The organism is Bradyrhizobium sp. ISRA442 (assembly GCF_038085055.1).
Classification (GTDB): Bacteria; Pseudomonadota; Alphaproteobacteria; order Rhizobiales; family Xanthobacteraceae; genus Bradyrhizobium.
On sequence record NZ_JALGCN010000001.1, the window covers coordinates 285,091 to 311,753 of the forward strand.

A 26,663-nucleotide genomic window follows, 5' to 3' on the forward strand; every position below is an offset into this window, starting at 1 on the left:
CGTGAGGTCGCGCAAGACATCACGGCACCAAGACACGGCCGCGCTACTGCGTGCGGATCGGCGAGTCCTTCAGGCCGTTATTGTCATAGGCCTTGCGCAGCGTGCCGTTCGTCGTCGCCTCCGCCATGAACTTGGTGACGAATGCCAGTGCCTGCGGATGGCCGGGCGGCACGGCGACGGCGGTGACGGTCTTCTTGAAGGTCTCATCCAGCACGCGCGTGCCCGGAATCTTCTGCGCCATCTTGTTGAGCTGGTCGCGCGACAGCGCAAAGGCGTCGATTCCGCCGCTCTTCAGGAGATCGAAGATTTCATCGTAGGTCTGATAGCCCGTAACCTTCGCATTCTTCAGATGCGCGATTGCGCCGCGCATCGTGGTGGTGTTGTTGACAGCGGCAATCTTTGTGCCGGGCTGATCGAGCGCGGCGAAGCTGGTGATATCAGAGCCGGGCCTGACGATATACGTGGCGTCCGCGACCTCGTAGATCGGGCCGAACGTCATCTTGGTCTCGCGTTCGGGATCCTTGGGCAGGAAGGTGACGTCCCAGGTGCCTTTCGCGGCGGCATCGGTGATCTGTCCGGAATTCTGGTGCACGACATATTCGACGGGCACGCCGAGCCGGGCAGCCATTTCCTTGCCGAGGTCGACCGGCACGCCGGCATAGCCGGTTTCGGTCCTGGTCGACCAGAACGCGCCACCCGCGGGGCTGATCGCAATCGCGACCCGCAGCTTGCCGGTCGGCGCAATCTCGTCCCTCAAGCCGTCGGCTAGCGCGGGCATGGCGATCGCCGCCGCCAGCGCGACGCCGGCGCAGGCCGACCAGAGTGTCGTTGGCATGTCATTATTCTCCCCGGCACGTCCCCTTTTCGCCGCGTCGTTTTCCATCGCACAGCCTTTGACACAATTGTGGTCGATCATGCGCGCTGTGAAAAGCAGTTTGTCACGGCACCTGACAAATCTGTCAGAAGCCACGCTCTTCCTTGCAGTGCAAGGCTGGAGACTGCCATGGCTATGGTGTTCCACCGCCCGTCGTTTGTTGCTAGCCTGCCACAACGACAGACAGCAATCGGGAGCCACCGAATGACGCGCGCCAGTCCCGCTCGACGCAACGGACAGTTGGGACAAATCGGGCGGGCGCTGGCCGCTGCAGCGACCGTGATTGCCCTTGCCGGCTGCGAGGACAAAAACACGTTCGTGGCGCCGCCGCCGCCCAAGGTGGACGTCGCGACGCCGATCCAGCGTCCGGTGACGCGCTATGTCGAAGCCACCGGCAACACCGCGCCGATCAAAAGCGTCGATCTCGTGGCACGTGTGCAGGGCTTCCTGCAATCGATCGACTACACCGACGGCGCGTTCGTCAAGCAGGGCACCCAGCTCTTCACGATCGAGCCGGAAACCTACAAGCTCAAGCTGGAGCAAGCGCAAGCCGCCGAGATCGGTGCGCAGGCCACGCTCAAGCAAGCCGAAACCGATTTCAAGCGTCAGGTCGAACTCGTGCAACGCCAGGCGGTCTCGCAGGCGACACTCGACACCTCGACATCCACGCGCGACAACGCCCAGGCCAGTCTCCAGCAGGCCCAGGCCAACACAAGGCTCGCCGCAGTGAATTACGGCTACACCAATGTGACTGCGCCGTTCGACGGCATCGTCAGCGCGCACATGGTCTCGATCGGCGAACTCGTCGGCGTCTCCTCCCCGACCCAGCTCGCGACCATCGTAGCGATGAATCCGATCTATGTGAACTTCACGGTCAACGAGCAGGACGTCCTGCGCATCCGTGCTGAAGCTGCGCGCCGCGGGCTGACCGTCGCCGATCTCAAGCAGTTTCCGATCCTGGTGGGCCTCCAGACCGAGACCGGCTATCCCCATGAGGGCCATCTCGACTATGTCGCGCCGACCCTCAACCAATCGACCGGCACGCTCGCGGTGCGTGGCCTCGTGCCCAACGATAATCGGGTATTGCTGCCCGGCTATTTCGTCCGCGTCCGCGTGCCCTTCGACCAGGACAAGAATGCCCTCCTCGTCCCCGACACCGCGCTCGGCAGCGACCAGAGCGGCCGCTATCTCCTGGTGGTCAACAACGAGAACACGGTTGAGCAGCGCAAGGTGCAGATCGGTCAGGTGGACAACGGACTACGCGTGATCGAAAGCGGCCTGAAGCCGGACGACCGCGTGGTGATCGCGGGCCTGCTCAAGGTCATTCCGGGCCAGAAGATCGACCCGCAAGTGACGAAGATCGAGCAGCCGCAGGCGTCTGCCAAGTAGGAGCGCCGGCCATGATCTCAAAATTCTTCATCGAGCGGCCGGTCCTCTCGAATGTCATCGCGCTTCTGATGATCCTGATCGGCGCCGTCGCGCTGTTCAACCTCGCGATCGCGCAATATCCGGACGTGGTGCCGCCGACGGTGCAGGTCACCACGCGCTATCCCGGCGCCAGCGCCAAGACCGTGATCGACACCGTCGCGCTGCCGATCGAGCAGCAGGTCAACGGCGTCGAGGACATGCTCTACATGCAGTCCTACAGCGGCTCCGACGGCACCTATACGCTGACGGTGACTTTCAAGATCGGCACCGACCTCAACTTCGCGCAAGTGCTGGTGCAGAACCGCGTCTCCAGCGCGCTGTCGCAATTGCCGCAGTCCGTGCAGAACCAGGGCGTCACCGTGCAGAAGCGGTCGACCTCGATCCTGCTGTTCGTGACGCTGACCTCGCCGGACTCCAGGTTCGACAGCCTTTATCTGAGCAACTACGCCACCATCAACATCCGTGATGAGCTCTCGCGCGTACCCGGCGTCGGCAATGTCACGGTGTTCGGCGCCGGCCAGTATTCGATGCGGGTATGGCTCGATCCGAACAAGCTGCAAGCCCGCGATCTGGTGCCGCAGGACGTCATCCAGGCGATCCAGCAGCAGAGCCAGCAGGTCTCGGCCGGCCAGGTCGGCGCGCCCCCGACGCCGCCGGGACAGGCGTTCCAGTACACGCTGAACGTCAACGGCCGGCTCGACGATCCCGACCAGTTCGAGAACATCATCGTCAAGACTGGCACGAGCGGCGACGTCACGCGGGTGCGCGACGTCGGCTGGGTCGAGCTCGGTGCCCAGACCTACAGCCAGATCTTTTCGCTCAACAATCAGCCCGCCACCGGCATCGGCGTATTCCAGTCGCCCGGCGCCAACGCGCTCCAGGTCGAGCAGGCCGTCGAGAAGAAAATGGCCGAGCTCGCAAAGGCCTTCCCGCAAGGCGTCAAATACGACACGCCGTTCGACACCACCAAATTCGTGCAGGCATCGGTTCACGAAGTCTACATGACCCTGATCGAGGCCGGCCTGCTCGTGCTGGCGGTGATCCTGGTGTTCCTCCAGGACTGGCGCGCGATGCTGGTGCCGGCGACCACGGTGCCGGTGACCATCATCGGCGCCTTCGCCGCGATGGCAGCGCTGGGCTTCACCATCAACATGTCGACTCTGTTTGCGATCGTGCTCGCGATCGGCATCGTCGTGGACGACGCGATCGTCGTGGTCGAAGGCGCCGCCCACAACATCGAGCAGGGCATGAACGGCCACGACGCCGCAATCCGGGCGATGGACCAGCTATTTGCGCCGATCATCGGCATCACGCTGGTGCTGATCTCGGTGTTCCTGCCGGCCTCCTTCCTCGCGGGTCTCACCGGCCGCATGTATTCGCAATTCGCGCTGGTGATCGCTGCAACCGCGCTGCTGAGCGCGATCAATGCGGCGACGCTGAAGCCGACCCAGTGCGCGCTGTGGCTGCGGCCGGCGGTGCCGCTGGAGCAACGCAACTTCTTCTACCGCGGCTTCAACGCCATCTATAACCGCGTCGAACGAGGCTATGCGCGGCTGATCGGCGCGCTGGTCAGGCATGCGACCGTCTCGGTCGCTGTGGCATTGGTCCTGATCGGGATCGGCGGCTATGGCCTGTCGCGTGTGCCGACGGGATTCCTTCCGATCGAGGACCAGGGCTATCTGCTCGCCGTCGTTCAACTTCCCGACGGCGCCTCGATCGAGCGAACCCAGAAGGTGCTCGAAAGGGCCACCGACCTCATCACCAAGACGCCGGGCGTGGCACAGGTCACCAGCATCGCCGGCATTTCCGCGCTCGACAACAGCGCGAGCCTCGCGAATGCCGGCGTCGCCTACGTTACTCTGAAGGACTGGAATTCGCGCGGCAAGGGCGAGGATCTGCGCTCGCTGGTCTACGGATTGAACGACAAGCTCGCGACGATCGATGAGGCGCGCGCACTGGTGCTGCCGCCGCCGGCGATTCAGGGCATCGGCAACGCGGCCGGCTTCACGATGCAGCTCGAACTGCGTGACGGCAACAGCGATTTCGCAAAGCTGCAGGCAATCACGACCGCGATGGTCAACAACGCCCAAAGCCAGAGCGCACTGCAGCGCGTCTCGTCCTCGTTCCGGTCGGCGGTGCCGCAATTCAATGTCGAGATCGATCGCGTCAAGACGCAGACGCTGCACGTGACGACGGACCAGGTGTTCTCCGCCCTCTCCACCTACCTCGGCTCGTCCTACGTCAACCAGTTCAACAAGTTCGGCCGCGTGTTCCAGGTCTATACCCAGGCCGATCCGTCGTTCCGCGTCACCGAGCGCGACATCGCCAACATGCAGGTGCGCAACCAGAACGGCGACATGATCCCGATCGGCACCGTCGCCAAGATCACGCCCGCCACGGGGCCGTCGCTGATCAGTCTCTACAATCTCTATCCGTCGTCCAGCATCGTCGGCCTGCCGGCGCAGGGCTACTCCTCCGGCGAGGCGCTGCAGCTCATGGAGCAGATCGCCGACAAGACGCTGCCGCCCGGCGCCGGCTATGAATGGACCGCGATGTCCTATCAGGAGAAGGCGGTCACCAACCAGATCTACTGGGTGTTCGGCCTTGCCATGCTGCTGGTCTATCTCGTGCTGGCTGGCCAGTATGAGAGCTGGTACGCGCCGATCTCGGTGATCCTCGCGGTGCCCCTGGCGTTGATCGGACCGACGCTGATTCTGAACGGTTTGGGAATCGACAACAATCTCTATGTCCAGATCGGCCTGATCCTGCTGATCGCGCTGTCGGCCAAGAACGCCATTCTGATCGTCGAGGTCGGGCTTGAGTTGCACGTCCGCGACGGCAAACCCCTGATCGAGTCTGCGATCGAAGCGGCCCGCGCCCGCTTCCGCCCGATCCTGATGACGTCGTTTGCCTTCATCCTCGGCATGGTGCCGCTGGTGATCGCGACCGGCGCCGGCGCCAGCGCGCGCAAATCGATCGGCATCACGGTGTTCTCGGGCATGCTGGCCTCGACCTGCCTTGCAGTGCTGTTCGTGCCGGCCTTCTTCGTGGTGGTGCAGCGCTTCGAGAACTGGCGCGCATCGAAGAAGGCGGCGACTGCGGCGCAGCCGGCTGCGGAAGTGAAGCCTTAAGCCTTCTCCGCGGACGCCTGGCGAGCCTCGCCGCTCGACACCAGCAGGACCGAGGCCTTCGACTGCCTGAGCACGGCATCGGCGACGCCGCCGAAGGAGAGATGGTCGGCCTGGATCCGGTCGACACCCATGACCACGAGATCGACATCGGTGGTAGCGATCTCGCGCAGGATGGCAGCTTCCGGCGCCCGGTTCACGCGCAAGGTCGTGGTGATATCGACTTCATAGCGGGCGGCGAGATCGCTGGCGTCCTTGAGGATGCCCGCCTCCTGGCTCAGCCCGCGGGACGCGCCGCGCTGCGCGCCCTTGTCACGGGTCGTCGCCACATAGATCACGCGGAGCGAGCCTGATCCCGCCTGCGCCAGCGCGACCGCGACCTCGGCGCCGCGCTTGGAGACGCCGCTGCCGGAGACCGGAACGAGGATGTTGAGCGTCTCGAGCATCGGGTCCTTGAGATGCCGGCCCCTGGCCGCGACGATCGCAAGCGGTCCCTCGAACTCCGCGGCGATGGCCTCGATCCTTCCGTCGAAACGATCCTTGGTCGCGGTGACCTTGTCGACGCCGACGACCAGAAGATCAAAACCCTTGCGCGCTTCATCGGCGATCGTCTCGCCGAGTTCCGCCCGCCCGACGCGCGTGATGACATCGACGCTGCCAGTATCGCCGTTGCCATAGTGCGACACCGTTTCAGCCGCTTTCTTCACCACGGCTTCATGGCTTCCCACCTCGCCCCGTCCGATCTCCTGCCCCTTCGCACGACGGCCGATATGCAGCACGGTGATCGGCAGGCCGCGCATGCCGGCAATCAAGCCCGCGATATGCGCGGCAAAGGTTGCGTTGACGCTCTCGTCCACCGCCAGCAAGGGCCGTTCGAGATTGGCGACGAAGCCGCGCCTCTCGAACTCCTCGCGTTCCAGCCGCTCATTCTCCTCCTTGTTGACCGGCAGCTTCGCCAGCGCCGCGCGCAGCGTCGGCGGCATCGCCATCGTCGTCACGATCGCCATCGTCACGATCATCGTGAACAAGGTCTGGCTGAGCACGCCGATGGAGAGGCCAATGGTGGCGATGATCACCTCGGTCGAGCCGCGCGCGTTCATCCCGCTCGCGAGCGCCAGCGATTCCCGATAATTCAAGCCGCCCATCGTGCCGCCGACGAAGGCGCCGCCGAACTTGCCGACGCTCGCGATCACAACCAGCAGGCCGGTGAGCATCAGGAGATGGGGATCGCGCAGTACCGACAGATCGGCGCTGAACCCGGCGAGACCGAAGAACACGGGCATGAAGAAGCTCGAGATCAGGCCGCGTAGGCGCTCGTCGATCTGCCGGGTCAGGATCGGGGACTCGCCGACCAGGATGCCGGCAACGAAGGCGCCGAGCACGGTGTGCACGCCGATCAGATGCGTGATCAGCGCCATGGTGCCCATCAGCAGAAGGATCACGGTGATGACCGGCGCGGTGCTGACGAGGGTGTCGTTGGCCCAGCGGATGAGCTGGAACACCAGCCGGCGGCCGATGGTGAAGCTGACGACGAGGAAGGCCAGCGTGCCCAGCACGGCCTTCGCGACCGAGCCTACGTCGAGCGTGCCTTGGGAGGCCAGGCTGAAGATGATGGCGATGATGATCCAGCCGATGGTGTCGTCGATCACGGCGGTGGCGACGATGATCTGCCCGACATTGCGGCGCATGAAGTTCATCTCGCGCACGACCACCGCGACGATCTTCACCGACGAGATCGACAGCGCCGTCCCCATGAACAAAGAGGCCACCAGGCGGGCTTGCGGATTGGGCAGAATGGCATCCGGCAGGAACTCGCCGAGCACGAAGCCGCAGGCGAAGGGAACGACGATGCCGGCGATCGAGATCGCGATCGCCGCCTTGCCGATCCTCCTGACCAGCTTGAGATCGGTCTCCATGCCGGTCAACAGCAACAGCAGCAGGATGCCGAACTGGGCGATGCCGTCGATCATCGCCTTCTGCTCGGGTGTCTTCGGGAAGATCGCCTGCTGCGCTTCCGGCCAGACCCAGCCGAACAGCGACGGCCCGAGCAGGATGCCGGCGAGCAATTCGCCGATCACCGAGGGCTGCCCGATGCGCTGCATGATCTCGCCGAGACCGCGGCCCACGGCGATCAGGAGCACGATCTGCGCCATCAGCAGGAATTCGGACGGACCGGCGGATTTGCCGCCCTCTGCGCTCGCCGTAATGGTCGTGAGGATAAGCGCCGCGGGGACGAGGCCGGCCGGTCGGAGCAGGCTCCACTGCATGCGGGTGTCGTTCCCCCTTGATCGGCCCCCGGCGAGGTGCCGGTGGCAGCAGGAGTAGAACCCGCTCGAGGCGAAGGGAGTTCCCGCCTCCACGCCAGGGGCTGCGGGCGCTTCGGCAAAAAACGCGAAAACAACCCCATGCAAAACAACCCCATGCAAAGTAGGAAGGTGCCGGCAGGAATGCGTCGAGCTACGCCGGGACGACGTTGACACGTCGGGCAAAACAGCGGCACTATTCCATCATTCCCCTCCTTGCGAGCGCAGCGAAGCAATCCAGAGTCTTTCCGCTGAGACAGTCTGGATTGCTTGGCTGCGCTCGGAATGACGATACGGCGCGAGCCAGCCTGCCCCCTCAAACCGGCTGCGGCGTCCTGATCTCGCGCGGCAGGATGATCGCGGCTGCGATTGCCAACAGGCAGAGGCCGGCAAAGGCGTGCAGCATGGAGACGAAGCCGCCCTGCTCGTAGAGCCAGGCGACCAGGCCGACGGAGGCACCAGCCGCGGTGAAGCCGACGAAATAGCGCACCGCATAGGCGCGGGAGCGCCATTCTTCCGTGGTGTACTTGCCGACCATAGCATCGTTCACCGTGACCTGCCCGAACGCTCCCATGACGATGCCGATCGAGACCACGATCAGCGGCAAATTGGACAGGCTCGCCGCCAGATACAGGAACGGCGCCAGCATGAAGGAGAGCGGCAGCGCCACGGTCTTCAGCGAATAGCGATCGAGCAGCCGGCCGATCGTGTACTGCGTCATCGCACCGAAGACGTAGACGCAGGCGGCGATGACGCCGAGCAGCGCCGGGCTCTTGGTCAGGTCCGCGAGCCGCTCCGCGAACAGCTTTGGCAGCGCGACCGTGACCGCGTTGAACGTCGTCGAGATCGCGATCACGACGATCAATAGCGACAGCACCACGCGCCACATGTCCTGCTTGGCCACCCGCGCTTGAGCGGCCGCCTGCTTGGTGCCCTTGCGGTCCTCGTGGACGACGGTCATCGCGAAGGCAAATCCGATCAGCACGGTGACCACGCCCGGGATGATGAAAGCAAGGCGCCAGCCGAGATACTGGCCGATCACGCCGGTGACCAGCGCCGACGATGCGACGCCGAGATTGCCCCAGACGCCGTTCAAGCCCATCTCGCGGCCGAGCTTGTCGGCGTAGGACACGATCATCGCAGTGCCGACGGGGTGGTAGATCGAGGCGAAGATGCCGATCGCGAGCAGCGCCGCGCCGAGCTGCGCCGGCGTCTGCACGAAGCCGACGGAGATCATGGATGCTCCGATGCCGACGAAGAAGATCAGCATCATGTGGCGGCGGCTCCAGCGGTCGCCGAGCCAGCCGGTGAGCAGCGATCCCGCGCCGAAGGCGACGAAACCGGGCGTCGCGTAAGGCAGGAGCTCGGAATAGGCCATGCCGAGCGCCGGTCCCATGATGATCACGGCGGCGGCGAAGATCAGCATCGAATAGTGATCGATGAAATGGGCGGCGTTGACGAAGCCGATCACCCGGCCGGGGCTGTTCATAGACGAATCCTCTCCTGCTCCAAAATCGGTTATATGTCGGGGCCATGACGGGATGCTGCCAATGACTGTCGTCGAAACGCCAATCAAGGAGGTCCGCGGCAACCACCGCTCGACCGCAGGCGTGCACCTGGTTGCGCGCGACTATCCCAAGGGGCTGCGTCTCGATCCGCACAAGCATCGGGAAGCGCAGCTCGTCTATGCCGCCAAGGGAACGATGCAGGTGACGACGCCCAAGGGACGCTGGCTGGTGCCGCCGGACCGCGCGGTCTGGGTCCCGGCCGGGCTCGAGCATGCCATCGACGTGCTCGCCGACATCGAAATGCGGACGCTCTATTTCGACCTGCCCTGGCTGGAGCGCGAGCAGCGCGATGAGGGCCTGACCAAGGAATTCGTGGTGCGGGTATCGCCCTTGCTGCATCAGGCAATCCTGGCGCTGTTCGATGCCCGCACGACGTCCGAGCGCACCGAGCTCCTGGTTCGCCTGGTGATGGTGGAATTACACCAGGCCGAGGACTCCGCGACCTTCGTGCCGCTGCCGCACGAGCCGCGCTGCCGCCGCGCGGCGATGATCGTGCTCGACGATCCCACCGGCCTGCACGACATCGACGCACTGGCGCGCGAGGTCGGAACCTCCGCACGCACGCTGTCGCGGCTGTTCTCGACGGAAACACAATTGAGCTTCAAGAGTTGGTGCCAGCGCGCCCGGATCGCCGCGGCGATCCAGCGGCTCTCGACCGACGCCGGCATCTCAGTCAAGCAGCTCGCCGCCCAGCTCGGCTATGCCAGCGTGCCCGCGTTCTCGGCCGCCTTCCGTCACGTGACCGGACGAACGCCGACGGAATTTGCGGGGAAGGGTTGAGGTAAACTCGCTGTCATCGCCCGACTTGATCGGGCGATCCAGTATCCCAGAGACGTCAGTTGGATACGGAAAGGCCGCAGCGTACTGGATGCCCCGGTCAAGCCGGGGCATGACAGCGTGCTTTGGGGCGAGCATATTGCTGCGTCCAACTTCGCGCCCGTCGTCGTCCGCCTTCGCGCGGCATGGCGGCTTTCTTGGGGCGCATGACGTAGCTTAAGATGCCAAACTCTTGCGCTTGATTGTGATCGGCTTCCGCCTAAATCCCGTGTAAGCTTCCGCAGCGCACAAACCGGATTCGAAAAGCCCAGATGGCCAACGCCTTCTTCTCCGACCTGCTCGCCACGATCTCCGAGCGCGGCCGCACGCTGCTTCGCCGCGGGGATTCCTCCGACACAAAGCATGACGCCGACGGCCTGGTCGAGCTCTGCGAGGCGCTGCTGTCGGGACGGGGCGAAGCCTCGGGCACCGCCATGGCGCGCGAGGTGCTCGACCTCTACCAGGACCTTGATGCGAAAGGACGCCGCGCTTTTTTCGAGGCGCTGGTGCGCGACTTCGGTCCGGACCCCGAGCGATTGGCCAAGGCGATCGAAAAATGGCGCGCCAAGTCCGGCGATGAGGACGCCAGCTCCCTGCACTTCGCTTCCGAGCCGCGCCGGCAGGAATTGATTCGCCGCCTCAACCGCGCGCCCGGCGGCACCGGCGACCTGGTCAGCATGCGCGCCGACCTGCTCGGCATGATGAACGGGCGCACCGATCTCGCCGCGCTCGACCGCGACGTCGTCCATCTCCTTTCTTCGTGGTTCAACAGGGGGTTTCTCGTGCTGCGCAGGATCGACTGGTCGACCCCGGCCAACATCCTCGAAAAGATCATCCGCTACGAGGCCGTGCACGAGATCAGCGACTGGGACGATTTGCGCCGCCGCATCGATCCGGTCGACCGCCGCTGCTACGCGTTCTTCCATCCCGCCATGGTCGACGAACCCCTGATCTTCGTCGAGGTGGCGCTGACCGAGACCATTCCCGGCGCGATCGCGCCGCTGCTCGCCGTCGACCGCCAGCATCTGCCTATCGAGCGCGCGCGCACCGCCGTGTTCTATTCGATCTCGAATACTCAGCGTGGCTTAGGGGGCATCTCCTTCGGCAGCTTCCTGATCAAGCAAGTGGTCGAGGAATTGCGCCGCGAACTGCCGAAGCTCGACAATTTCGTGACGCTGTCGCCGGTGCCGGGGTTCATGCAGTGGGTGAAGCAGGACAAGGACCTGCCCCTGTCGGCCGACGATCGCGAGATGCTGAAGCAGCTCGACGAGCCGAAATGGTTCGAGCATGCAGACGTCACCGCGCAGTTGCGCAGCGTGCTGGAGCCGCTTGCGGCCCATTATTTCCTGAAGGCGCGTACGCCGAAGGGCCGCCTGATCGACTCGGTCGCCCGCTTCCATCTCGGCAACGGCGCGCGGCTCGAGCGCATCAATTGGCTCGGCGATCTCTCCTCGAAGGGTCTGCGCGAGTCCGCCGGCATCATGGTCAACTACCTCTACCGTCTCGACGACATCGAGAAGAACCACGAGGCCTACGCCAATGACGGCGAGGTCGTGGCCTCCGGCGCGGTGAAGAAGCTGCTCAGGGGCGAAGGGCGGCGGCTCTTGGATATGCGGCTGTCGTAGGAGACTTCCTGCTCGCGCCACATCGTCAATGCGAGCGCAGCGAAACAATCCAGACCGTCTCCGCGGAAAGATGCTGGATTGCTTCGCTGCGCTCGCAATGACGGAGTGTACTGCAGCAGCCGGGCTACTCCGCCAGCGCCCTCATCTCCTTGTAGAGATCCGACTTGCCCTCGAAGCCGATGCCCGGCAGGTCCGGCATGGTGATGTGGCCGTTCTCGACGCGCACGCCGTCGGGAAAGCCGCCATAGGGCTGGAACAGGTCGGGGTAGCTCTCATTGCCGCCGAGGCCGAGGCCGGCGGCGATGTTCAGCGACATCTGGTGGCCACCATGCGGGATGCAGCGGCTCGGTGACCAGCCATAGGTCTTCAGCACCTCCAGCGTGCGCTGGTATTCGCACAGGCCATAGGACAGTGCGCAATCGAATTGCAGCCAGTCGCGGTCCGGCCGCATGCCGCCATAGCGGATCAGGTTGCGGGCATCCTGGTGGCTGAACAGATTTTCGCCGGTCGCCATCGGACCCGGATAGAACTCGGCGAGCGCAGCCTGCAGCGAATAGTCGAGGGGATCGCCGGCCTCCTCGTACCAGAACAACGGATAGTCCCGCAGCATTTTTGCATAGGCGATCGCGGTCTCCAGATCGAAGCGGCCATTGGCATCGACCGCAAGCTGCGCGTCCTTGCCGATCTCCTTGAGCACCGCCTCGATCCGCGTGCGGTCCTCCTCGATCGGCGCGCCGCCGATCTTCATCTTGACGACGTTGTAGCCGCGATCGAGATAACCGCGCATTTCGCCGCGCAGCATCGAGAGGTCCTTGCCCGGATAGTAATAGCCGCCCGCGGCATAGACGAAGACGCGCGGATTGGCTTTGACGCCGTGGCGCTCGGCGAGCAGGCGGAACAGCGGCTTGCCGGCGATCTTCGCCACCGCATCCCACACCGCCATATCGATGGTGCCGACCGCGACCGAGCGCTCGCCATGACCGCCCGGCTTCTCGTTGGTCATCATCGCGGCCCAGACCTTGTCCGGATCGAGATTGTCGCCGGCCGCGTTGAGCAGCGACTTCTGGTCGGCTTCCAGAATGCGCGAGGCAAAGCGCTCGCGGATCAGGCCGCCCTGCCCATAGCGGCCGTTGGAATTGAAGCCGTAGCCGACGACACGCTTGCCGTCGCGCACCACGTCGGTGACGACGGCAACGAGGCTCGTCGTCATCTTGGTGAAGTCGATATAGGCGTTGCGGATCGGCGAGGAGATCGGCTTGGTGATTTCGCGGACGTCGACAATGCGGACGGACATGGGGGGTTAGCTTTCAGTAATCGAGGAGGACTTCCGTCATTACGAGCGAAGCGAAGCAATCCAGACTGTCAGTTCCTCATCCTGAGGAGCGCGGAACGCGCGTCTCGAAGGATGAATGGCCCCGCTGTTGGCCTCGCCCTTGGAGACGCCGCGCAAGCGCGGCTCCTCAGGGTGAGGGTCTTCTGGATTGCTTCGCTTCGCTCGCAATGACGGTGGTTGGACCTTTACTTCTTATCCCTGAAGTACGGCTCCACGGGCCCGTGCACCTTGATGGTGAGCGGGTTGCCGTAGCGATCCTTGGCGTTGCCCGCGGTGACGCGGACCCAGCCTTCGCTGACGCAGTACTCCTCGACATTGGTCTTCTCGATGCCCTTGAAGCGGATGCCGACATCGCGCGAAAGGACGTCCGCGTTGTAGTACGGGCTGTTCGGGTCGACCGACAGGCGGTCAGGCAATTCGTCGCTCATGATTGTCTCGCTCACAACAGTGTTTCGATTTGGTGCCGCAATCCTTCGGGCCGCGCGGTCGGTGCGTAGCGCGCGACCACCTTGCCGGCGCGATCCACCAGGAATTTGGTGAAATTCCATTTGATGGAGGCACCTAAAAGGCCGGATTGCTGGCGTTTCAAGTACTCATACAGGGGATGCGCATTAGCACCGTTGACGTCGATCTTCTCGAACAGAGGAAAAGTGACGTCGTAGTTGGTCGAGCAGAACTCCTGTATCTCGCTCGCCTGTCCCGGCTCCTGTCCACCGAACTGGTTGCAGGGAAAGCCGAGCACCGAGAAGCCGCGCGGCGAGAAGTCGCGATAGAGATCCTCAAGGCCGCGATATTGCGGGGTGAAGCCGCATTTGCTCGCGGTGTTGACGATCAACAGCACTTGTCCTTCGAAGCGCCGCATCGGCACCTCCTCGCCGGCGAGCGAGTTGGCCTTGTACTCGTAGATGGCCGACATCGTCAGCCCACGGGGTCGATCGGCGATGGCGGTACGCCGCCCGCCTCGATCGCCTCGCCCGCAAGCAGGCAGAGGTCCTCACGATAGCGCCCGGACACCACATGCACGCCGACCGGAGCCTTGCCGACGAGCCCCGTCGAGACCACGAGGCCCGGCAGTCCCATGAAGGGAATGGCGATCTGCGGCAGTTGCGCCTCCCAGACGCGCTTGAAGGACTCATCGTCCTTGCGGTCGAGATGATCCGGGAACGGCAATTCGCCGGAGACCGGCGTCAGCACCACCGCATATTTTTCGAAGAACAGCATCCATTCGCGGGTCAGCGTGGCGCGGCGGGTCAGCGCCTTCGCGTAAGCGGCCTGATCGAACGGCGTGACCTTGGCGCGGTTGCCGCGCAGGCATGCAAGCGCGCCGGGATCGCCCTCACGCTCGGCGGCCTCCAACTGCGCCTCGTAGCCGTCGCCGAGCCAGAGCTTTGTTTGCCACTCGACCGCTTCACGCATCGGCGGCGTGTTCTCGATCACATCGACAGTCCAGCCGGCGCGCTCCAGCCGCTTGCCGGCATCGCTCACCGCCGCCTTCACCTCCGGTGCGGTCGCGAGCCCATCGGGGTTGAGGCAGAGCGCGGCGCGCTTCGGCCGCTCAGGGCCTTCCAGCGGAACCGGCACCCACCAGGGATCGCGGATGTCGCGCGCCGCCATCGCGGCTAGCGAAATCCGCAAGTCGTTGACGGTGCGCGCCAGCGGCCCCGACACTGCACTGATCTGCGGACCGATCGGGCGCTCTGGCAGCGCCGGGTTGAAGGCGGGAATGCGGCCCATGGTTGGGCGCAGGCCGTGCACGCCGCAGGCATAGGCCGGATATCGGATCGATCCGGCGATGTCGGTGCCATGGGCGATGTGGCCGATGCCCGCCGCAACCGCCGAGCCGGCGCCGCCCGACGAGCCGCCGGGGGTCAGCGAAGCGTCGCGGGGGTTCCTGGTGTCGCCGTGCACGAGATTGGTGGTGAACCAGCGATAGGAAAAGGCCGGGCAATTGGTGCGGCCGAGCAGGATGGCGCCCGCTTTCCGGAAATTGGCGACCACCGGATTGTCCTCGCGCGCGATCAGGTCGCGCTGCAGCTTGAGGCCGTTGGTGGTGGCAAAGCCGACCTGGTCGACGTTGGCCTTGATGGTGACGGGCACGCCGGCCAGCACGCCGGGGTCCTCGCCGCGGGCGATCGCGGCATCGACGGCATCCGCCTGCTTGAGCACGTCTTCCGGCCGGTGGTCGACCACTGCATTGAGCTTGGGATTGACGGCGTCGAGCCGGGCGAGCCCAGCCGTTGCTGCCTCCCTGGCGGAGACCTTCCTGGATTTGACGAGGGTGGCGAGGTCGGCGGCCGACAGGCGCCAGAGATCTTGCATGACGTGCTCCGTTTGATCGGCGTGTTTTAACGCCGGTCACGCGGCAAAGCCATGCGGATTTCGCAGGGGCGAAGGCGTGCCGCTAAAGCGCGATGGGATCGCGCTTTAGGTTATTGTTTGGGCATGATCTTTTCGGAAAACTGCGGCACACTTCTCCGGATCATGTCTCCGGATCATGCCCTAATGCCTGGTCGCGGAGCGGTCCGGAATATCCAGAAGCGCCTCGGTAAACGGAAACTCCAGCACGATCTCGCCATCGACGTCGGTGACCTCGATGACGGCCTCGAGCAGGGCCGGCTGGGCCCCCTCCGATTTCAACACTTCCAGGATCATCTGACGGGCGACCTCCCAGGCACGATCCGGGTTGCGCAGGTCCTCGCCGTCAGGATCCACGATCAATTCGTCGCCGATGCGGGTGTTGAAGAAGTATCTGGGCATGCCTGATCCAATGGGGTCGCCTGTAGCGGATTGAAAGCCGCCTTGCACTCACAACTGGTTTATCCGGACAGGGATTGCGACCCATCGTCGTTCTTAGCATGAGGTTGTCTTGCTGTTTTTGCGTCATCTCCGCGGCGGGTTCGTGCCTTCCGTGTTTGCGGCGCAGCATCGCAGCCTGCCTACTACCTAGGTCTCGGAAGATTTCACTGGCGAACTTTTCTGCCCGCACTAACTTATGGGCGGGCGGATACGTCCGATTTCTCAGAAAAGGAGAGCCACAATGGCCTGGAAGGCACCAAGGATCGTCGAAGTGCCATGCGGCATGGAAATCAACATGTATGTGAGCGCCACCCGCAAATAAGGGCGGCAATTTCACGTTGCGCGCAGGTGGATCCTTCGGGTGCGCCACGTCCCCGGACGAAGGGATTTGTGTCAGCCTGAGATCCACCGCGACACGTGCTTCCAGGAGACGGATTTATGCTTCGCGTCGTCGTCCTGGGCGCCGCAGCGGGCGGCGGAGTCCCGCAGTGGAACTGCGGTTGCGCAGGCTGCCGTGCAGCGCGCGCTGAATCTCATGGATTGCAGAGAACCCAGGCGTCGGTCGCCTTCAGTGGCGACGGCGCGCACTGGTTCCTGATCAACGCATCGCCCGATCTCAGACAGCAGTTGAACGCCACGCCGCAGCTACACCCCAAGGCAGGTGCCTTGCGCCACACGCCGATCGCGGGCGTGATCCTGACCAACGGCGAGGTCGATGCGGTTGCGGGCCTGCTTTCGATGCGCGAGGGCTCGCCCTTCACGGTCTACGCGCATGAGAAGGTGCTGGCGATCCTGAAAGCTAACAGCATCTTCAACGTGCTGAACGAGAAGAACGTACGGCGGCAGCCGATCGGCATCAGCGAGCCGTTCGAGCCGCGGCTTCCCGACGGAGCACGCTCTGGCATCGAGGTGCTCCCCTTCGCGGTGCCCGGCAAGTCGGCCTGGTATCTGGAAGGCAAGGCGCATCCCGGCGGCGAGGTCGGCGACGGCGATACGCTTGGCCTGAAGGTCACGGACAAGTCGACCGGCAAGAGCTTTTACTTCCTCGCCGCCTGCGCCGAGGTCACCGATGCGCTCAAGTCCGAGATCGACGGCGCAGCGCTGTTGTTCTTCGACGGCACGGTGTGGCGCGACGACGAGATGATCAAGGCCGGCCTCGGCCACAAGACCGGCAAGAGCATGGGACATATCGCGATGTCCGGCGACGGCGGCGCGATCGCCCGGCTCGCTGATCTAAATATCGACAGGAAGATATTTCTGCATATCAATAACTCGAATCCGGCGCTGCTGCCCGGCTCAATCGAGCGCAAGGCCGCCGAGGAGGCGGGCTGGCAGATACCCGCTGACGGAACGGAGATCGTGCTGTGAATGCCGCGTCAATGACAGGAATGACCGCGCTCTCGATCGGCAAGGACTTGAGGCTCAATTCGGCCGAGGAGCTCGAGGCGACGCTGCGCCACATCGGCGCCACGCGCTATCACAGCCTGCATCCGTTCCATAAGTTGCTGCACGGCGGCAAGCTGAACAAGGGCCAGGTGCAGGCCTGGGCGCTGAACCGCTACTATTACCAGAGCACGATCCCGATCAAGGATGCGGTGGTGATCTCGCGCTTCCGCGACCGCGCCACGCGGCTGGAATGGCGCCACCGCATCGAGGACCATGACGGCGACGTTGGCAGCGAGGGCGGCATCGAGCGTTGGCTGAAGCTGACCGAGGGCCTCGGTCTCGACACCGCCTATGTGGAATCGACCGAAGGCATTTTGCCGGCGACGCGTTTTGCGGTCGAAGCCTATGTCCACTACTGCCGCGAAAAAAGCCCGCTGGAGGCGATCGCCTCCTCGCTCACCGAACTGTTCGCGCCGAACCTGCACGAAGAGCGCATCTCCGGCATGCTGGAGCACTACGACTTCGTCAATCCAGACATCATGAGCTACTTCAAGCGGCGCCTGGCGCAGGCCCCGCGCGATGCCGGCTTCGCGCTCGACTATGTCAAGGCACATGCGAAGACGCCGGAGGAACGCGCCGCCGTCTGCAATGCGCTGATCTTCAAGACCAACGTGCTGTGGGTGCAGCTCGATGCGCTCTACCACGCCTATGTCGAGGGCCACATTCCGCCGGGCGCATTCGTGCCCAAAGCGAGCTAAGAGGAACCAGCGATGGCCGGGCCGCGTCACATCAGCGTCAGCGAAACGAGCCGCCCCGTGCTGCCGCGGCATGCCAAGCTGAAATACGACGAGACGCGACAGGTCTGGGTGATCCTGGCTCCGGAACGGGTGCTGGCGCCGGACGAGATCGCGGTCGAAGTGCTGCAGCTCTGCAACGGCGAGCGCAGCGTCAGCGACGTCGCGGACCAATTGGCCGCGAAATACGCCGCGCCGCGCGAGGCGATCCTCACCGACGTCGTCGCCATGCTCCAGGATCTCGCCGACAAGGGCTTTCTCACCGAGGCCCGGGAGAAGACGCCATGAGCGACGTACTCGGCAATCCGACCATTCCCTCTGACGCCAGCGACAGCCTCGCGGTGCTGGAGAAGCAGCGCTCGACGGCGGAGACTTTCGGCATTCCGCTCGCCGTGCTGCTCGAGATCACCCATCGCTGCCCGCTGCAGTGTCCCTACTGCTCCAACCCGGTCGAGCTCGATCGCGCCGGCAAGGAGCTGACCACCGAGGAATGGAAGAAGGTCTTGAGCGAACTCGCCGAGATCGGCGTGCTCCAGGTCCATTTCTCTGGCGGCGAGCCGACGGCGCGGAAAGACCTCGTCGAACTGGTCCGGCACGCCAGCGACGTCGGCCTCTACACCAATCTGATCACCTCGGCCGTGCTGCTGACGCGCGACAGGCTCGGCGAGCTTGCGGATGCCGGGCTCTGCCATGTGCAGATCAGTTTCCAAGGCACCGAAGAGGGACTCTCCGACCGCGTCGCCGGTTACAAGGGCGCGCATCACAAGAAGCTCGAGGTCGCGAAGTGGACGCGCGAACTCGACCTGCCGCTCACCGTGAACGCGGTGATGCATCGCCAGAACCTGCATCAGCTTCCTGACATCATCCAGATGGCGGTCGATCTCGACGCCGACCGGCTCGAGGTCGCCAACGTGCAGTATTACGGCTGGGCGCTGAAGAACCGCGCCGCGCTGATGCCGACAGTGGCGCAGCTCGACGAGACCACCCGCCTCGTCGAGGAGGCGCGCGAGCGGCTGAAGGGCACGCTCGCGATCGACTATGTCGTGCCGGACTATTACGCGCTGCGGCCGAAGAAATGCATGGGCGGCTGGGGGCGGCAGTTCTTCAACATCTCGCCGGCCGGCAAGGTGCTGCCCTGCCACGCCGCCGAGAGCATCACCGGGCTCGAATTCGAGTCCGTGCGCTCCAACCATTCGATCGCGTGGATCTGGCAGAACTCCGACGCCTTCAACCGCTATCGCGGCACCGGCTGGATGAAGGAGCCGTGCAAATCCTGCGAGTTCCGCGACATCGATTTCGGCGGCTGCCGCTGCCAGGCCTTCGCGTTGACCGGCGATGCCGCCAACACTGATCCTGCCTGTGCGCTGTCGCCGCTGCACGAGACCATCTTCAAGCAGGCCGAGCGCGAGGCCGAGGGCGAGACCAACCGCTTCCTCTACCGCAATTTCGCCGGAGGCACGCTGGAAGCAGAGACTTCGGAGAGCGGCGAGAATGGCGCCTGACGCCGACGCGGCCAGTTCGGTCAAACGCGCCGATCCCTTCGCGCCGCTGACCTCCGAGATGCTCGACGTCGGCGACGGCCACGATATCTACGTCGAGAGCGTCGGCCGTGCCGATGGTATCCCCGCTGTCTATCTGCATGGCGGGCCCGGCAGCGGCTGCCAGCCCGACCATCGCCGGCTTTTCGATCCCGAGCGATTCTGCGCCGTGCTGTTCGACCAGCGCGGCTGCGGCCGCAGCCGGCCCAAGGGATCGCGCGCGTACAACACGACGGCGCATCTGATCGCGGACATGGAGATGATCCGCAAAAAATTCGGCTTTCCACGCTGGATGGTGGTCGGCGGGTCCTGGGGCGCGACGCTGGCGCTGGCCTATGCAGAGGCGCACCCCGAGCGCGTCTGCGGCATCGCCTTGCGCGCGACCTTTCTGGGCACGCGAGCCGAGGTGGAAACCGGCTTCACGCGCCGGCTGTCGCAGTTCTATCCTGCACTCAACGAAGATTTTCTGAGCGTACTGCCCGCCGAAGAGCGCAGCCGCCCGATTGAGGCCTATTGGCGCCGCATCCTCGACGCCGATCCCGCCGTGCATGGCCCCGCCGCGCGGGCCTGGCACGACACCGAGCGCACGCTGTCGGAACACAAGCCTGCAAAGACGCGGCTGGACCTCGCCTCGCTCAACGTGTGGCGCACGCTGCCCGCGACGCCGTTCATGGAAGCGCACTACTTCATCAACGACAGCTTCATGACCGAGGACCAGATCTTGCGCAACGCCGGCAGGCTCGCAGGCATTCCCGGCATCATCGTCCAGGGCCGCTACGACCTGTTGTGCCCACCTGAGACATCGCAGGCGCTCGCGAGGGTCTGGCCGGGCTCCGAGATTCGCATCGTGGAAGAAGCCGGGCATTCGCTCTATGATACCGGCGTGAGGGACGCAGTCATGAAGTCGATCGCGGACCTCGCGTCGAAAACCGCGCGATAGAAACTATCCCCTCATCCTGAGGAGCGCGCTTGCGCGCGTCTCGAAGACGCGGCTCCTCATCATGAGGGGCGTGGGAAGAGAAGGACAACAGGAAATGCCGCTGGCCGGAAAGGGCATGCTGCTGACGTCGATGGACATCGACGCAGCCGATGAAGCCGATTTCAACCGCTGGTACGATCGCGAACATCTGGAAGAGCGCGTCGCGATCGAGGGTTTCCTTGAGGCGCGGCGCTATGTCGCGCACGCCGCCCATCCCAAATATCTCTGCCTCTATTCGACCGCGACGCTGGACGTGCTGGACAGTCCCGCCTACCGGGCGCGGCTCGCGAGCCCGACCGACTGGTCGCGCCAGAGCATGGCGCGCTTCAAGAACATGCTCCGCGTGGTGGCGCGCATTACGATCAGCAACGGCACCGGACGTGGCGCGGCGCTCGGCGTGGTCCGGCTTCGTCCGACACCCGACAATGCTGAGATATGGCGTGATGCACTGCGGGAGAAACTTGCGCAGACAACGCGCGACGGCATCATCTCCATGCATCTGCTCGAAACCGAGCCCGGGCTGTCCGGCGCGACCGCGGAGATTCCGGCCGCGCGCAACGAAGGCGCGCGCGACTGGTTCGTGCTGATCGACGGCACGCAAGTCGGCGCCGTCTCGACCCTTATCGCCGAGCGCTTCACGGGACCCGGGGCCGCGCCGTTCCCGCTCCCGGTCTCCGTCGGCACCTATTGCCTGATGTGGGACTTGGCCAAGAGCGATATCTCGCGCGACTGACGCCGTCATCTGCACCGCGAATGCTGCACCGCCGAATGTCGCGCGGCCGTTAATGCCGTGCGCGCGCAGCTCCTATGAAACCTGGAGATCGCGGAAATTTGCCGTTGTGCTTCGGAATGGTTCTAATAAGGTAAGCCTATGATCCAATTTAGAAACCAGATCGCACCTTAAGCGTTCGCCAAGCTCAAGAAGGCCGCCGGGTCTTTGGGCCTGCGCGGACAGGGTAGGAATGAAACCGACTGATATCGCGGCCCCCGACTACTTTCACAAAGTGGTCGATTGCCAGTGGGCCTGTCCAGCGCATACCCCCGTCCCCGAATACATCCGTCTGATCGCCCAAGGCCGCTACAGCGACGCCTACATGATCAATTGGAAATCGAACGTGTTCCCCGGCATCCTGGGGCGCACGTGCGATCGTCCATGCGAGCCGGCGTGCCGTCGCGGACGCGTCGAGGACAATCCGGTCGCGATCTGCCGCCTCAAGCGCGTCGCCGCGGATTTCAAGGACGACATCAAGCAGCGCCTGCCGCACCCCGCTGCGAAGAACGGCAAGCGCATCGCGCTGGTCGGCGGCGGCCCGGCCTCGCTGACGGTGGCGCGCGATCTCGCTCCACTCGGCTACCATTGCACCGTATTCGATGCCGACCCCGAAGCCGGCGGCATGATGCGCACGCAGATCCCGAAGTTCCGCCTGCCGAATTCGGTGATCGACGAGGAGACCGGCTACATCCTCAACCTCGGCGTCGAGTTCAAGGGCGGTCATCGCATCGACAGCATGAAGGCCCTGCTCACGGAGAAGTACGACGCGATCTTCGTCGGCTCCGGCGCGCCGCGCGGCCGCGAGCTCGACATTCCCGGCCGGAAAGAAGCGGCAGGGAACATCCATATAGGCATCGACTGGCTGTCCTCAGTGTCGTTCGGCCATACCGACAAGATCGGCAAGCGCGTGATCGTGCTCGGCGGCGGCAACACCGCAATGGATTGCTGCCGCACCGCGCGCAGGCTTGGCGGCGAAGACGTCAAGGTTATCGTGCGCTCCGGCTTCGACGAGATGAAGGCCTCGCCCTGGGAGAAGGAAGACGCGATCCACGAGGATATCCCGATCCTCAACTTCCTCGTTCCCGTTGCCTTCATTCACGACAACGGCAAGCTCACCGGCGTCACCTTCCAGAAGGTGAAGGCGGAGTACGACGCCAAAGGCCGCCGCAATCTCGTTCCCTCGGGCGAGCCCGACCAGACCTTCGAATGCGACGACGTGCTGGTCGCGGTCGGCCAGGAGAACGCCTTCCCCTGGATCGAACAGGACTGCGGCATCGAGTTCGACAAGTGGCACATGCCCAAGGTCGATCCGAAGACTTTCGTCTCGACGAATCCGAAGGTGTTCTTCGGCGGCGACGCCGCCTTCGGCCCCAAGAACATCATCTGGGCCGTCGCGCACGGTCACGACGCCGCGCTGTCGATCCACAGGCTGCTCTCGGGCGAGGACATCACCGAGCGCCCGCTGCCGGAGGTGCACGTCTCCTCGCAGAAGATGGGCATCCACGAATGGAGCTATGACAACGACATCTCGGTCGACAAGCGCTTCAAGGTGCCGCATCGCGACAAGGTGGTCGCGCTGAAGGACATCCGCGCCGAGGTCGAGCTCGGCTACGACGTCAAGCTCGCGCTCGGCGAAGCGCATCGCTGCCTGAACTGCGACGTGCAAACCGTGTTCTCGACCGCGCTCTGCATCGAGTGCGATGCCTGCGCCGACATCTGCCCGATGGACTGCATCACCTTCACGGCAAACGGCGAGGAAAGCGACTTGCGCCAGCGCCTGAAGGCGCCCTCGCCGCATCCGGACCAGGACCTTTACGTCTCCAGCGACCTCAAGACCGGGCGCGTGATGGTCAAGGACGAGGACGTCTGCCTGCATTGCGGGTTGTGCGCCGAGCGTTGTCCCACCGGCGCCTGGGACATGCAGAAATATTTCATCGAAATGACCCACGCAGGATCGTCATGTCCGACAAAAAGCCGATCAGCAGCGTAAACGACTTCGTCGTCCGCTTTGCCAACGTCAACGGCTCGGGCTCGGCCAGCGCCAACGAACTGTTCGCCCGCGCGATCCTGCGCCATGGCGTGCCGGTCTCCCCGCGCAACATCTTTCCGTCCAACATCCAGGGCCTGCCGACCTGGTACGAGGTGCGGGTGACGGAAGCCGGCCATCTCGGCGCCCGCGGCGGCGTCGACATGATGGTGGCGATGAACCCGCAGACCTGGGACAAGGACGTCGCCGGCATCGAGCCCGGCGGCTATCTGTTTTACGATTCCACCAAGCCGATGCCGTCGACCAAATTCCGAGACGACATCACCGTGATCGGCGTGCCGCTGACCGCGATCACCAATTCGACCTACACCGATCCACGCCAGCGCCAGCTCTTCAAGAACATCATCTATCTCGGCGCGCTCTCCGCTCTGCTCGACATGGATCCGAAGGTGATCGAGCAGCTCATCGGCGAGCAGTACAAGGGCAAGGAGAAGCTGCTCTCCTCCAACGTCCACGCGCTGCATCTCGGCCGCGACTGGGCGCTGCAGAACCTGAAATGCCCGATCGGGCTGCGTGTGAAGAAAGCCGACAAGGTCGGCGACCGCATCTTCATCGAGGGCAACAGCGCCGCGGCGCTCGGCGCCGTCTATGGCGGCGCGACGGTATGTGCCTGGTATCCGATCACGCCATCATCGTCGGTGGCGGAGGCCTTCACCAGCCACTGCAAAAAGTACCGGCACGATCCTGAGACCGGCAAGGCAAAATACGCGATCGTCCAGGGCGAGGACGAGCTCGCCTCGATCGGCATCGTGATCGGCGCGTCCTGGAACGGCGCCCGCGCCTTCACCGCGACCTCGGGCCCGGGCATCTCGCTGATGACGGAGTTCATCGGCCTGTCCTACTTCGCCGAGATCCCGGCCGTGATCATGAACATCCAGCGCGCCGGCCCCTCGACGGGCATGCCGACACGCACCCAGCAATGCGATGTCATCGCCTGCGCCTATGCCTCGCATGGCGACACCAAGCATGTGCTGCTGTTCCCGGAAGATCCGGCCGAGGCGTTCGAGTTCGCTGCCGCGGCCTTCGACCTCGCCGAGCGGCTGCAGACCACGATCTTCCTGATGCTCGACCTCGACATCGGCATGAACCATCGCCTCTGCCGTCCGCTGAAGTGGGACGATGCGCGCCAATACGACCGCGGCAAGATCATGACCGCGGAGATGCTGGAGGAAGGCCGCGACTTCGGCCGCTATCTCGACGTCGACGGCGACGGCATCCCCTACCGCACCTATCCCGGCACGCATCCGACCAAGGGCTCCTATTTCACCCGCGGCACCTCGCGCGACCGCTATGCGCGCTATTCCGAGGAAGGCCCCGTCTACGCCGACAACATGCAGCGCCTGGTGCGCAAATTCGAGACGGCGCAGGACCTCGTGCCGCGGCCGCTGCAAGCCAATGCGGAACGGCCGACCAAATATGGCGTGATCTATTTCGGCTCGACTTCGCCGGCGATGGACGAGGCGATCGGACTGTTGGAAGCGCGCGGGCATCAGCTCGATCGCCTGCGCATCCGCGCCTTCCCGTTCCATTCCAGCGTGGCGAGCTTCCTCGCCGAGCACGATTTCGTCTACGTGGTCGAGCAGAACCGCGACAGCCAGCTCCGCCAGCTCATCGTCAACGAGAACGGCATCGACCCGGTGCGCCTCGTGCCGATCGTGCATTACGACGGCACGCCGATCACCGCCCGTTTCATCGCGAAAGCCATTGGCGACCACCAGGATCACCTCAAGGTGACCCCGCTCCGCAAGGCCGTGTCATGACCTACATTGCAAAGCCGAAGTTTCATCATCCGGGCCTGAAGAAGAACGAGCTCGGCTACACGCATCGCGACTACGAGGGCAAGATCTCGACGCTGTGCGCCGGCTGCGGTCACGACTCGATCACCGCCTCGATCATCGAGGCCTGCTACGAGCTGTCGATCGAGCCGCATCGGGTGGCGAAGATATCCGGCATCGGCTGCTCGTCGAAGACGCCGGATTACTTCCTCGGCAATTCGCACGGCTTCAACTCCGTGCACGGGCGCATGCCGTCGGTGCTCACGGGCGCCAACCTCGCCAACCGCGATTTGATCTATCTCGGCGTTTCCGGCGACGGTGATTCCGCATCCATCGGCTTCGGCCAGTTCGCGCATTCGATCCGGCGCGGCGTCAACATGACCTATATCGTCGAGAACAACGGCGTCTACGGCCTGACCAAGGGCCAGTTCTCGGCGACCGCCGACCGTGGCTCGAAGTCCAAGAAGGGCGTGACCAACACCGACAACGCCATCGACCTCGTGGCGATCGCGCTGCAGTTAGGGGCCACCTTCGTCGCGCGCAGCTTCTCCGGCGACAAGACCCAGCTCGTGCCGCTGATCGCCGCCGCGATCCGCCACAAGGGCGCATCCTTCATCGACGTGATCAGCCCATGCATCGCCTTCAACAATCACGCCGGCTCGACCAAGAGCTTCGACTATGTCCGCGAGCACAACGATGCCGTAAACCGGCTCGACGTGCTGGTCGGCCGCGACCCGATCGCGGTCGATTACGCGCCGGGCACGGTGCAGATGGTCGAGCAGCATGACGGCAGCAGGATCGCGCTGCGCAAGATCGATGCCGATTACGATCCGCACGACCGGCTCGGGGCGATGACCTTCCTGCAGAAGCACGCCGCCAAGGGACAGATCGTCACCGGCCTGCTCTATGTCGATCCCGAGGCGGAAGACCTGCACGAGCACCTCAACACGGTCGAGACGCCGCTCAACGCGCTGGAGGCGGACACGCTCTGCCCGGGCTCGGCGGTGCTGGACAAGATCAACGCCAGCCTGCGTTGATCACTTAGCGGCTGAAACGGGCTGCCTGACGCGTATCGTGATCTTCTCCGACACGACGGGCGGCGCGAACGGATAGTGCTTCGCATCGCCCAGCACGAGCTGCAGCGTGTGCGTCCCAGGCGGAAGCTCGAGGAAGGTCTCGGTCTGTCCCGCCCCGAAGTGCAGATGCGATTTGTCCTGCGCGATCGGCTCCTTGGGATCGATGGGATCGTTGACGTCGACCAATAGATGATGATGGCCGGCGTTCTGATAGTCGTCGCCGGCATGCGTCACGCCCATGTTGCGCAGGCCGAACCGGACCCAGAATCCGCTGCGGACCTTCTGCCCGTCATGCGGGGTGATGAAATAGAGCTTTGCGTCCTTGGGGGCGGTCTTGCCCTGCGAATAGGCGACGCCCGGGAGCAGGGCGAGCGCCGCCGCCAGCGCGACGCAGCGAATGATTTTCATCAAACCTACTCCAGCAC

23 protein-coding genes are annotated in these 26,663 nt (G+C 64.3%); 14 read left to right on the plus strand and 9 right to left on the minus strand.

The window, feature by feature from the left end; translation table 11 throughout:
• Window positions 1-43: 43 nt before the first annotated feature.
• Window positions 44-835 carry an ABC transporter substrate-binding protein gene (locus MTR72_RS01340; RefSeq protein ID WP_280965925.1) on the minus strand — a complete coding sequence of 264 codons (792 nt, stop codon included), beginning with the start codon at window positions 833-835 and terminating at the stop codon, window positions 44-46.
• A 243-nt stretch (window positions 836-1,078) separates the two neighbouring features.
• On the opposite strand from MTR72_RS01340, the gene MTR72_RS01345 reads away from it, so the two are divergent.
• Together MTR72_RS01345 and MTR72_RS01350 are read left to right on the plus strand one after the other, a co-directional pair.
• Window positions 1,079-2,263 (plus strand): efflux RND transporter periplasmic adaptor subunit, encoded by a 1,185-nt coding sequence (locus tag MTR72_RS01345; protein WP_280965926.1) that lies wholly within the window; start codon window positions 1,079-1,081, stop codon window positions 2,261-2,263.
• A gap of 11 nt (window positions 2,264-2,274) precedes the next feature.
• Window positions 2,275-5,433, plus strand: coding sequence for an efflux RND transporter permease subunit (locus MTR72_RS01350; RefSeq protein WP_280965927.1), 3,159 nt, complete (start codon window positions 2,275-2,277; stop codon window positions 5,431-5,433).
• Here MTR72_RS01350 and MTR72_RS01355 read toward each other — a convergent pair.
• The gene (locus MTR72_RS01355; protein WP_280965928.1) at window positions 5,430-7,697 is read right to left on the minus strand and encodes a cation:proton antiporter domain-containing protein; all 2,268 of its coding nucleotides are present in this window, start codon (window positions 7,695-7,697) and stop codon (window positions 5,430-5,432) included. The two genes, MTR72_RS01350 and MTR72_RS01355, sit on opposite strands and share 4 nt — an antisense overlap.
• A 352-nt stretch (window positions 7,698-8,049) precedes the next feature.
• Window positions 8,050-9,222, minus strand: a complete 1,173-nt coding sequence (locus MTR72_RS01360; protein ID WP_280965929.1) for an MFS transporter — start codon at window positions 9,220-9,222, stop codon at window positions 8,050-8,052.
• A gap of 61 nt (window positions 9,223-9,283) precedes the next feature.
• Here MTR72_RS01360 and MTR72_RS01365 point away from each other — a divergent pair, with 61 nt between their 5' ends.
• Together MTR72_RS01365 and MTR72_RS01370 are read left to right on the plus strand one after the other, a co-directional pair.
• Window positions 9,284-10,081 carry an AraC family transcriptional regulator gene (locus MTR72_RS01365; protein ID WP_341510014.1) on the plus strand — a complete coding sequence of 266 codons (798 nt, stop codon included), beginning with the start codon at window positions 9,284-9,286 and terminating at the stop codon, window positions 10,079-10,081.
• Between the two features lie 308 nt (window positions 10,082-10,389).
• Window positions 10,390-11,742 (plus strand): malonyl-CoA decarboxylase, encoded by a 1,353-nt coding sequence (locus MTR72_RS01370; protein ID WP_280965931.1) that lies wholly within the window; start codon window positions 10,390-10,392, stop codon window positions 11,740-11,742.
• A gap of 124 nt (window positions 11,743-11,866) precedes the next feature.
• Here the strand turns inward: MTR72_RS01370 and tarD are convergent, their stop codons facing one another.
• The 5 genes from tarD to MTR72_RS01395 all read right to left on the minus strand — a co-directional run bounded on the left by tarD (window position 11,867) and on the right by MTR72_RS01395 (window position 15,832).
• Window positions 11,867-13,036, minus strand: coding sequence for a D(-)-tartrate dehydratase (tarD, locus tag MTR72_RS01375; protein ID WP_341510015.1), 1,170 nt, complete (start codon window positions 13,034-13,036; stop codon window positions 11,867-11,869).
• A gap of 224 nt (window positions 13,037-13,260) precedes the next feature.
• Entirely contained in the window at window positions 13,261-13,503 is a 243-nt protein-coding gene (locus MTR72_RS01380) for a DUF3297 family protein (protein ID WP_280965933.1), read from the minus strand.
• 11 nt (window positions 13,504-13,514) lie between these two features.
• Window positions 13,515-13,991 carry a glutathione peroxidase gene (locus MTR72_RS01385; protein WP_280965934.1) on the minus strand — a complete coding sequence of 159 codons (477 nt, stop codon included), beginning with the start codon at window positions 13,989-13,991 and terminating at the stop codon, window positions 13,515-13,517.
• A gap of 2 nt (window positions 13,992-13,993) precedes the next feature.
• The gene (locus tag MTR72_RS01390) at window positions 13,994-15,394 is read right to left on the minus strand and encodes an amidase family protein (RefSeq protein WP_280965935.1); all 1,401 of its coding nucleotides are present in this window, start codon (window positions 15,392-15,394) and stop codon (window positions 13,994-13,996) included.
• A 180-nt stretch (window positions 15,395-15,574) separates the two neighbouring features.
• Window positions 15,575-15,832: a DUF6894 family protein gene (locus tag MTR72_RS01395; RefSeq protein WP_280965936.1), complete on the minus strand. Its 258-nt coding sequence runs from the start codon at window positions 15,830-15,832 to the stop codon at window positions 15,575-15,577.
• Between the two features lie 280 nt (window positions 15,833-16,112).
• Here MTR72_RS01395 and pqqA point away from each other — a divergent pair, with 280 nt between their 5' ends.
• The 10 genes from pqqA to MTR72_RS01445 all read left to right on the plus strand — a co-directional run bounded on the left by pqqA (window position 16,113) and on the right by MTR72_RS01445 (window position 26,199).
• Complete coding sequence (gene pqqA, locus MTR72_RS01400; RefSeq protein ID WP_280971080.1) at window positions 16,113-16,193, plus strand: pyrroloquinoline quinone precursor peptide PqqA; 81 nt, start codon at window positions 16,113-16,115, stop codon at window positions 16,191-16,193.
• A 116-nt stretch (window positions 16,194-16,309) separates the two neighbouring features.
• Window positions 16,310-17,239, plus strand: a complete 930-nt coding sequence (gene pqqB / locus MTR72_RS01405; RefSeq protein ID WP_280965937.1) for a pyrroloquinoline quinone biosynthesis protein PqqB — start codon at window positions 16,310-16,312, stop codon at window positions 17,237-17,239.
• 20 nt (window positions 17,240-17,259) lie between these two features.
• Window positions 17,260-18,015 carry a pyrroloquinoline-quinone synthase PqqC gene (gene pqqC, locus MTR72_RS01410; protein ID WP_445819544.1) on the plus strand — a complete coding sequence of 252 codons (756 nt, stop codon included), beginning with the start codon at window positions 17,260-17,262 and terminating at the stop codon, window positions 18,013-18,015.
• 12 nt (window positions 18,016-18,027) lie between these two features.
• On the plus strand, window positions 18,028-18,339 hold the full coding sequence (gene pqqD, locus MTR72_RS01415; protein WP_280965939.1) for a pyrroloquinoline quinone biosynthesis peptide chaperone PqqD: 312 nt from the start codon (window positions 18,028-18,030) through the stop codon (window positions 18,337-18,339).
• Window positions 18,336-19,553, plus strand: coding sequence for a pyrroloquinoline quinone biosynthesis protein PqqE (gene pqqE / locus MTR72_RS01420; protein WP_280965940.1), 1,218 nt, complete (start codon window positions 18,336-18,338; stop codon window positions 19,551-19,553). The genes pqqD and pqqE overlap by 4 nt, the downstream gene beginning before the upstream one ends.
• Complete coding sequence (gene pip / locus MTR72_RS01425; RefSeq protein WP_280965941.1) at window positions 19,543-20,529, plus strand: prolyl aminopeptidase; 987 nt, start codon at window positions 19,543-19,545, stop codon at window positions 20,527-20,529. Before pqqE ends, pip begins: the two co-directional genes overlap by 11 nt.
• A gap of 94 nt (window positions 20,530-20,623) precedes the next feature.
• On the plus strand, window positions 20,624-21,301 hold the full coding sequence (locus tag MTR72_RS01430; RefSeq protein WP_280965942.1) for a DUF4286 family protein: 678 nt from the start codon (window positions 20,624-20,626) through the stop codon (window positions 21,299-21,301).
• Between the two features lie 229 nt (window positions 21,302-21,530).
• Window positions 21,531-23,330: an FAD-dependent oxidoreductase gene (locus MTR72_RS01435; protein ID WP_341510016.1), complete on the plus strand. Its 1,800-nt coding sequence runs from the start codon at window positions 21,531-21,533 to the stop codon at window positions 23,328-23,330.
• Window positions 23,300-25,147: a 2-oxoacid:acceptor oxidoreductase subunit alpha gene (locus MTR72_RS01440; RefSeq protein ID WP_280965944.1), complete on the plus strand. Its 1,848-nt coding sequence runs from the start codon at window positions 23,300-23,302 to the stop codon at window positions 25,145-25,147. The genes MTR72_RS01435 and MTR72_RS01440 overlap by 31 nt, the downstream gene beginning before the upstream one ends.
• A complete protein-coding gene (locus MTR72_RS01445; RefSeq protein WP_280965945.1) occupies window positions 25,144-26,199 on the plus strand; it encodes a 2-oxoacid:ferredoxin oxidoreductase subunit beta in 1,056 nt (351 codons plus the stop codon). The genes MTR72_RS01440 and MTR72_RS01445 overlap by 4 nt, the downstream gene beginning before the upstream one ends.
• Here the strand turns inward: MTR72_RS01445 and MTR72_RS01450 are convergent, their stop codons facing one another.
• On the minus strand, window positions 26,200-26,646 hold the full coding sequence (locus MTR72_RS01450; RefSeq protein WP_280965946.1) for a DUF4399 domain-containing protein: 447 nt from the start codon (window positions 26,644-26,646) through the stop codon (window positions 26,200-26,202). It abuts the gene before it with no gap.
• Window positions 26,647-26,663 lie beyond the last annotated feature (17 nt).

Bases quoted from the DNA above. Each gene is read 5' to 3' on its own strand.
- MTR72_RS01340 (WP_280965925.1), bottom strand. From the start codon at position 835: ATGCCAACGACACTCTGGTCGGCCTGCGCCGGCGTCGCGCTGGCGGCG.
- MTR72_RS01345 (WP_280965926.1), top strand. From the start codon at position 1,079: ATGACGCGCGCCAGTCCCGCTCGACGCAACGGACAGTTGGGACAAATC.
- MTR72_RS01350 (WP_280965927.1), top strand. From the start codon at position 2,275: ATGATCTCAAAATTCTTCATCGAGCGGCCGGTCCTCTCGAATGTCATC.
- MTR72_RS01355 (WP_280965928.1), bottom strand. From the start codon at position 7,697: ATGCAGTGGAGCCTGCTCCGACCGGCCGGCCTCGTCCCCGCGGCGCTT.
- MTR72_RS01360 (WP_280965929.1), bottom strand. From the start codon at position 9,222: ATGAACAGCCCCGGCCGGGTGATCGGCTTCGTCAACGCCGCCCATTTC.
- MTR72_RS01365 (WP_341510014.1), top strand. From the start codon at position 9,284: ATGACTGTCGTCGAAACGCCAATCAAGGAGGTCCGCGGCAACCACCGC.
- MTR72_RS01370 (WP_280965931.1), top strand. From the start codon at position 10,390: ATGGCCAACGCCTTCTTCTCCGACCTGCTCGCCACGATCTCCGAGCGC.
- tarD (WP_341510015.1), bottom strand. From the start codon at position 13,036: ATGTCCGTCCGCATTGTCGACGTCCGCGAAATCACCAAGCCGATCTCC.
- MTR72_RS01380 (WP_280965933.1), bottom strand. From the start codon at position 13,503: ATGAGCGACGAATTGCCTGACCGCCTGTCGGTCGACCCGAACAGCCCG.
- MTR72_RS01385 (WP_280965934.1), bottom strand. From the start codon at position 13,991: ATGTCGGCCATCTACGAGTACAAGGCCAACTCGCTCGCCGGCGAGGAG.
- MTR72_RS01390 (WP_280965935.1), bottom strand. From the start codon at position 15,394: ATGCAAGATCTCTGGCGCCTGTCGGCCGCCGACCTCGCCACCCTCGTC.
- MTR72_RS01395 (WP_280965936.1), bottom strand. From the start codon at position 15,832: ATGCCCAGATACTTCTTCAACACCCGCATCGGCGACGAATTGATCGTG.
- pqqA (WP_280971080.1), top strand. From the start codon at position 16,113: ATGGCCTGGAAGGCACCAAGGATCGTCGAAGTGCCATGCGGCATGGAA.
- pqqB (WP_280965937.1), top strand. From the start codon at position 16,310: ATGCTTCGCGTCGTCGTCCTGGGCGCCGCAGCGGGCGGCGGAGTCCCG.
- pqqC (WP_445819544.1), top strand. From the start codon at position 17,260: ATGACCGCGCTCTCGATCGGCAAGGACTTGAGGCTCAATTCGGCCGAG.
- pqqD (WP_280965939.1), top strand. From the start codon at position 18,028: ATGGCCGGGCCGCGTCACATCAGCGTCAGCGAAACGAGCCGCCCCGTG.
- pqqE (WP_280965940.1), top strand. From the start codon at position 18,336: ATGAGCGACGTACTCGGCAATCCGACCATTCCCTCTGACGCCAGCGAC.
- pip (WP_280965941.1), top strand. From the start codon at position 19,543: ATGGCGCCTGACGCCGACGCGGCCAGTTCGGTCAAACGCGCCGATCCC.
- MTR72_RS01430 (WP_280965942.1), top strand. From the start codon at position 20,624: ATGCCGCTGGCCGGAAAGGGCATGCTGCTGACGTCGATGGACATCGAC.
- MTR72_RS01435 (WP_341510016.1), top strand. From the start codon at position 21,531: ATGAAACCGACTGATATCGCGGCCCCCGACTACTTTCACAAAGTGGTC.
- MTR72_RS01440 (WP_280965944.1), top strand. From the start codon at position 23,300: ATGTCCGACAAAAAGCCGATCAGCAGCGTAAACGACTTCGTCGTCCGC.
- MTR72_RS01445 (WP_280965945.1), top strand. From the start codon at position 25,144: ATGACCTACATTGCAAAGCCGAAGTTTCATCATCCGGGCCTGAAGAAG.
- MTR72_RS01450 (WP_280965946.1), bottom strand. From the start codon at position 26,646: ATGAAAATCATTCGCTGCGTCGCGCTGGCGGCGGCGCTCGCCCTGCTC.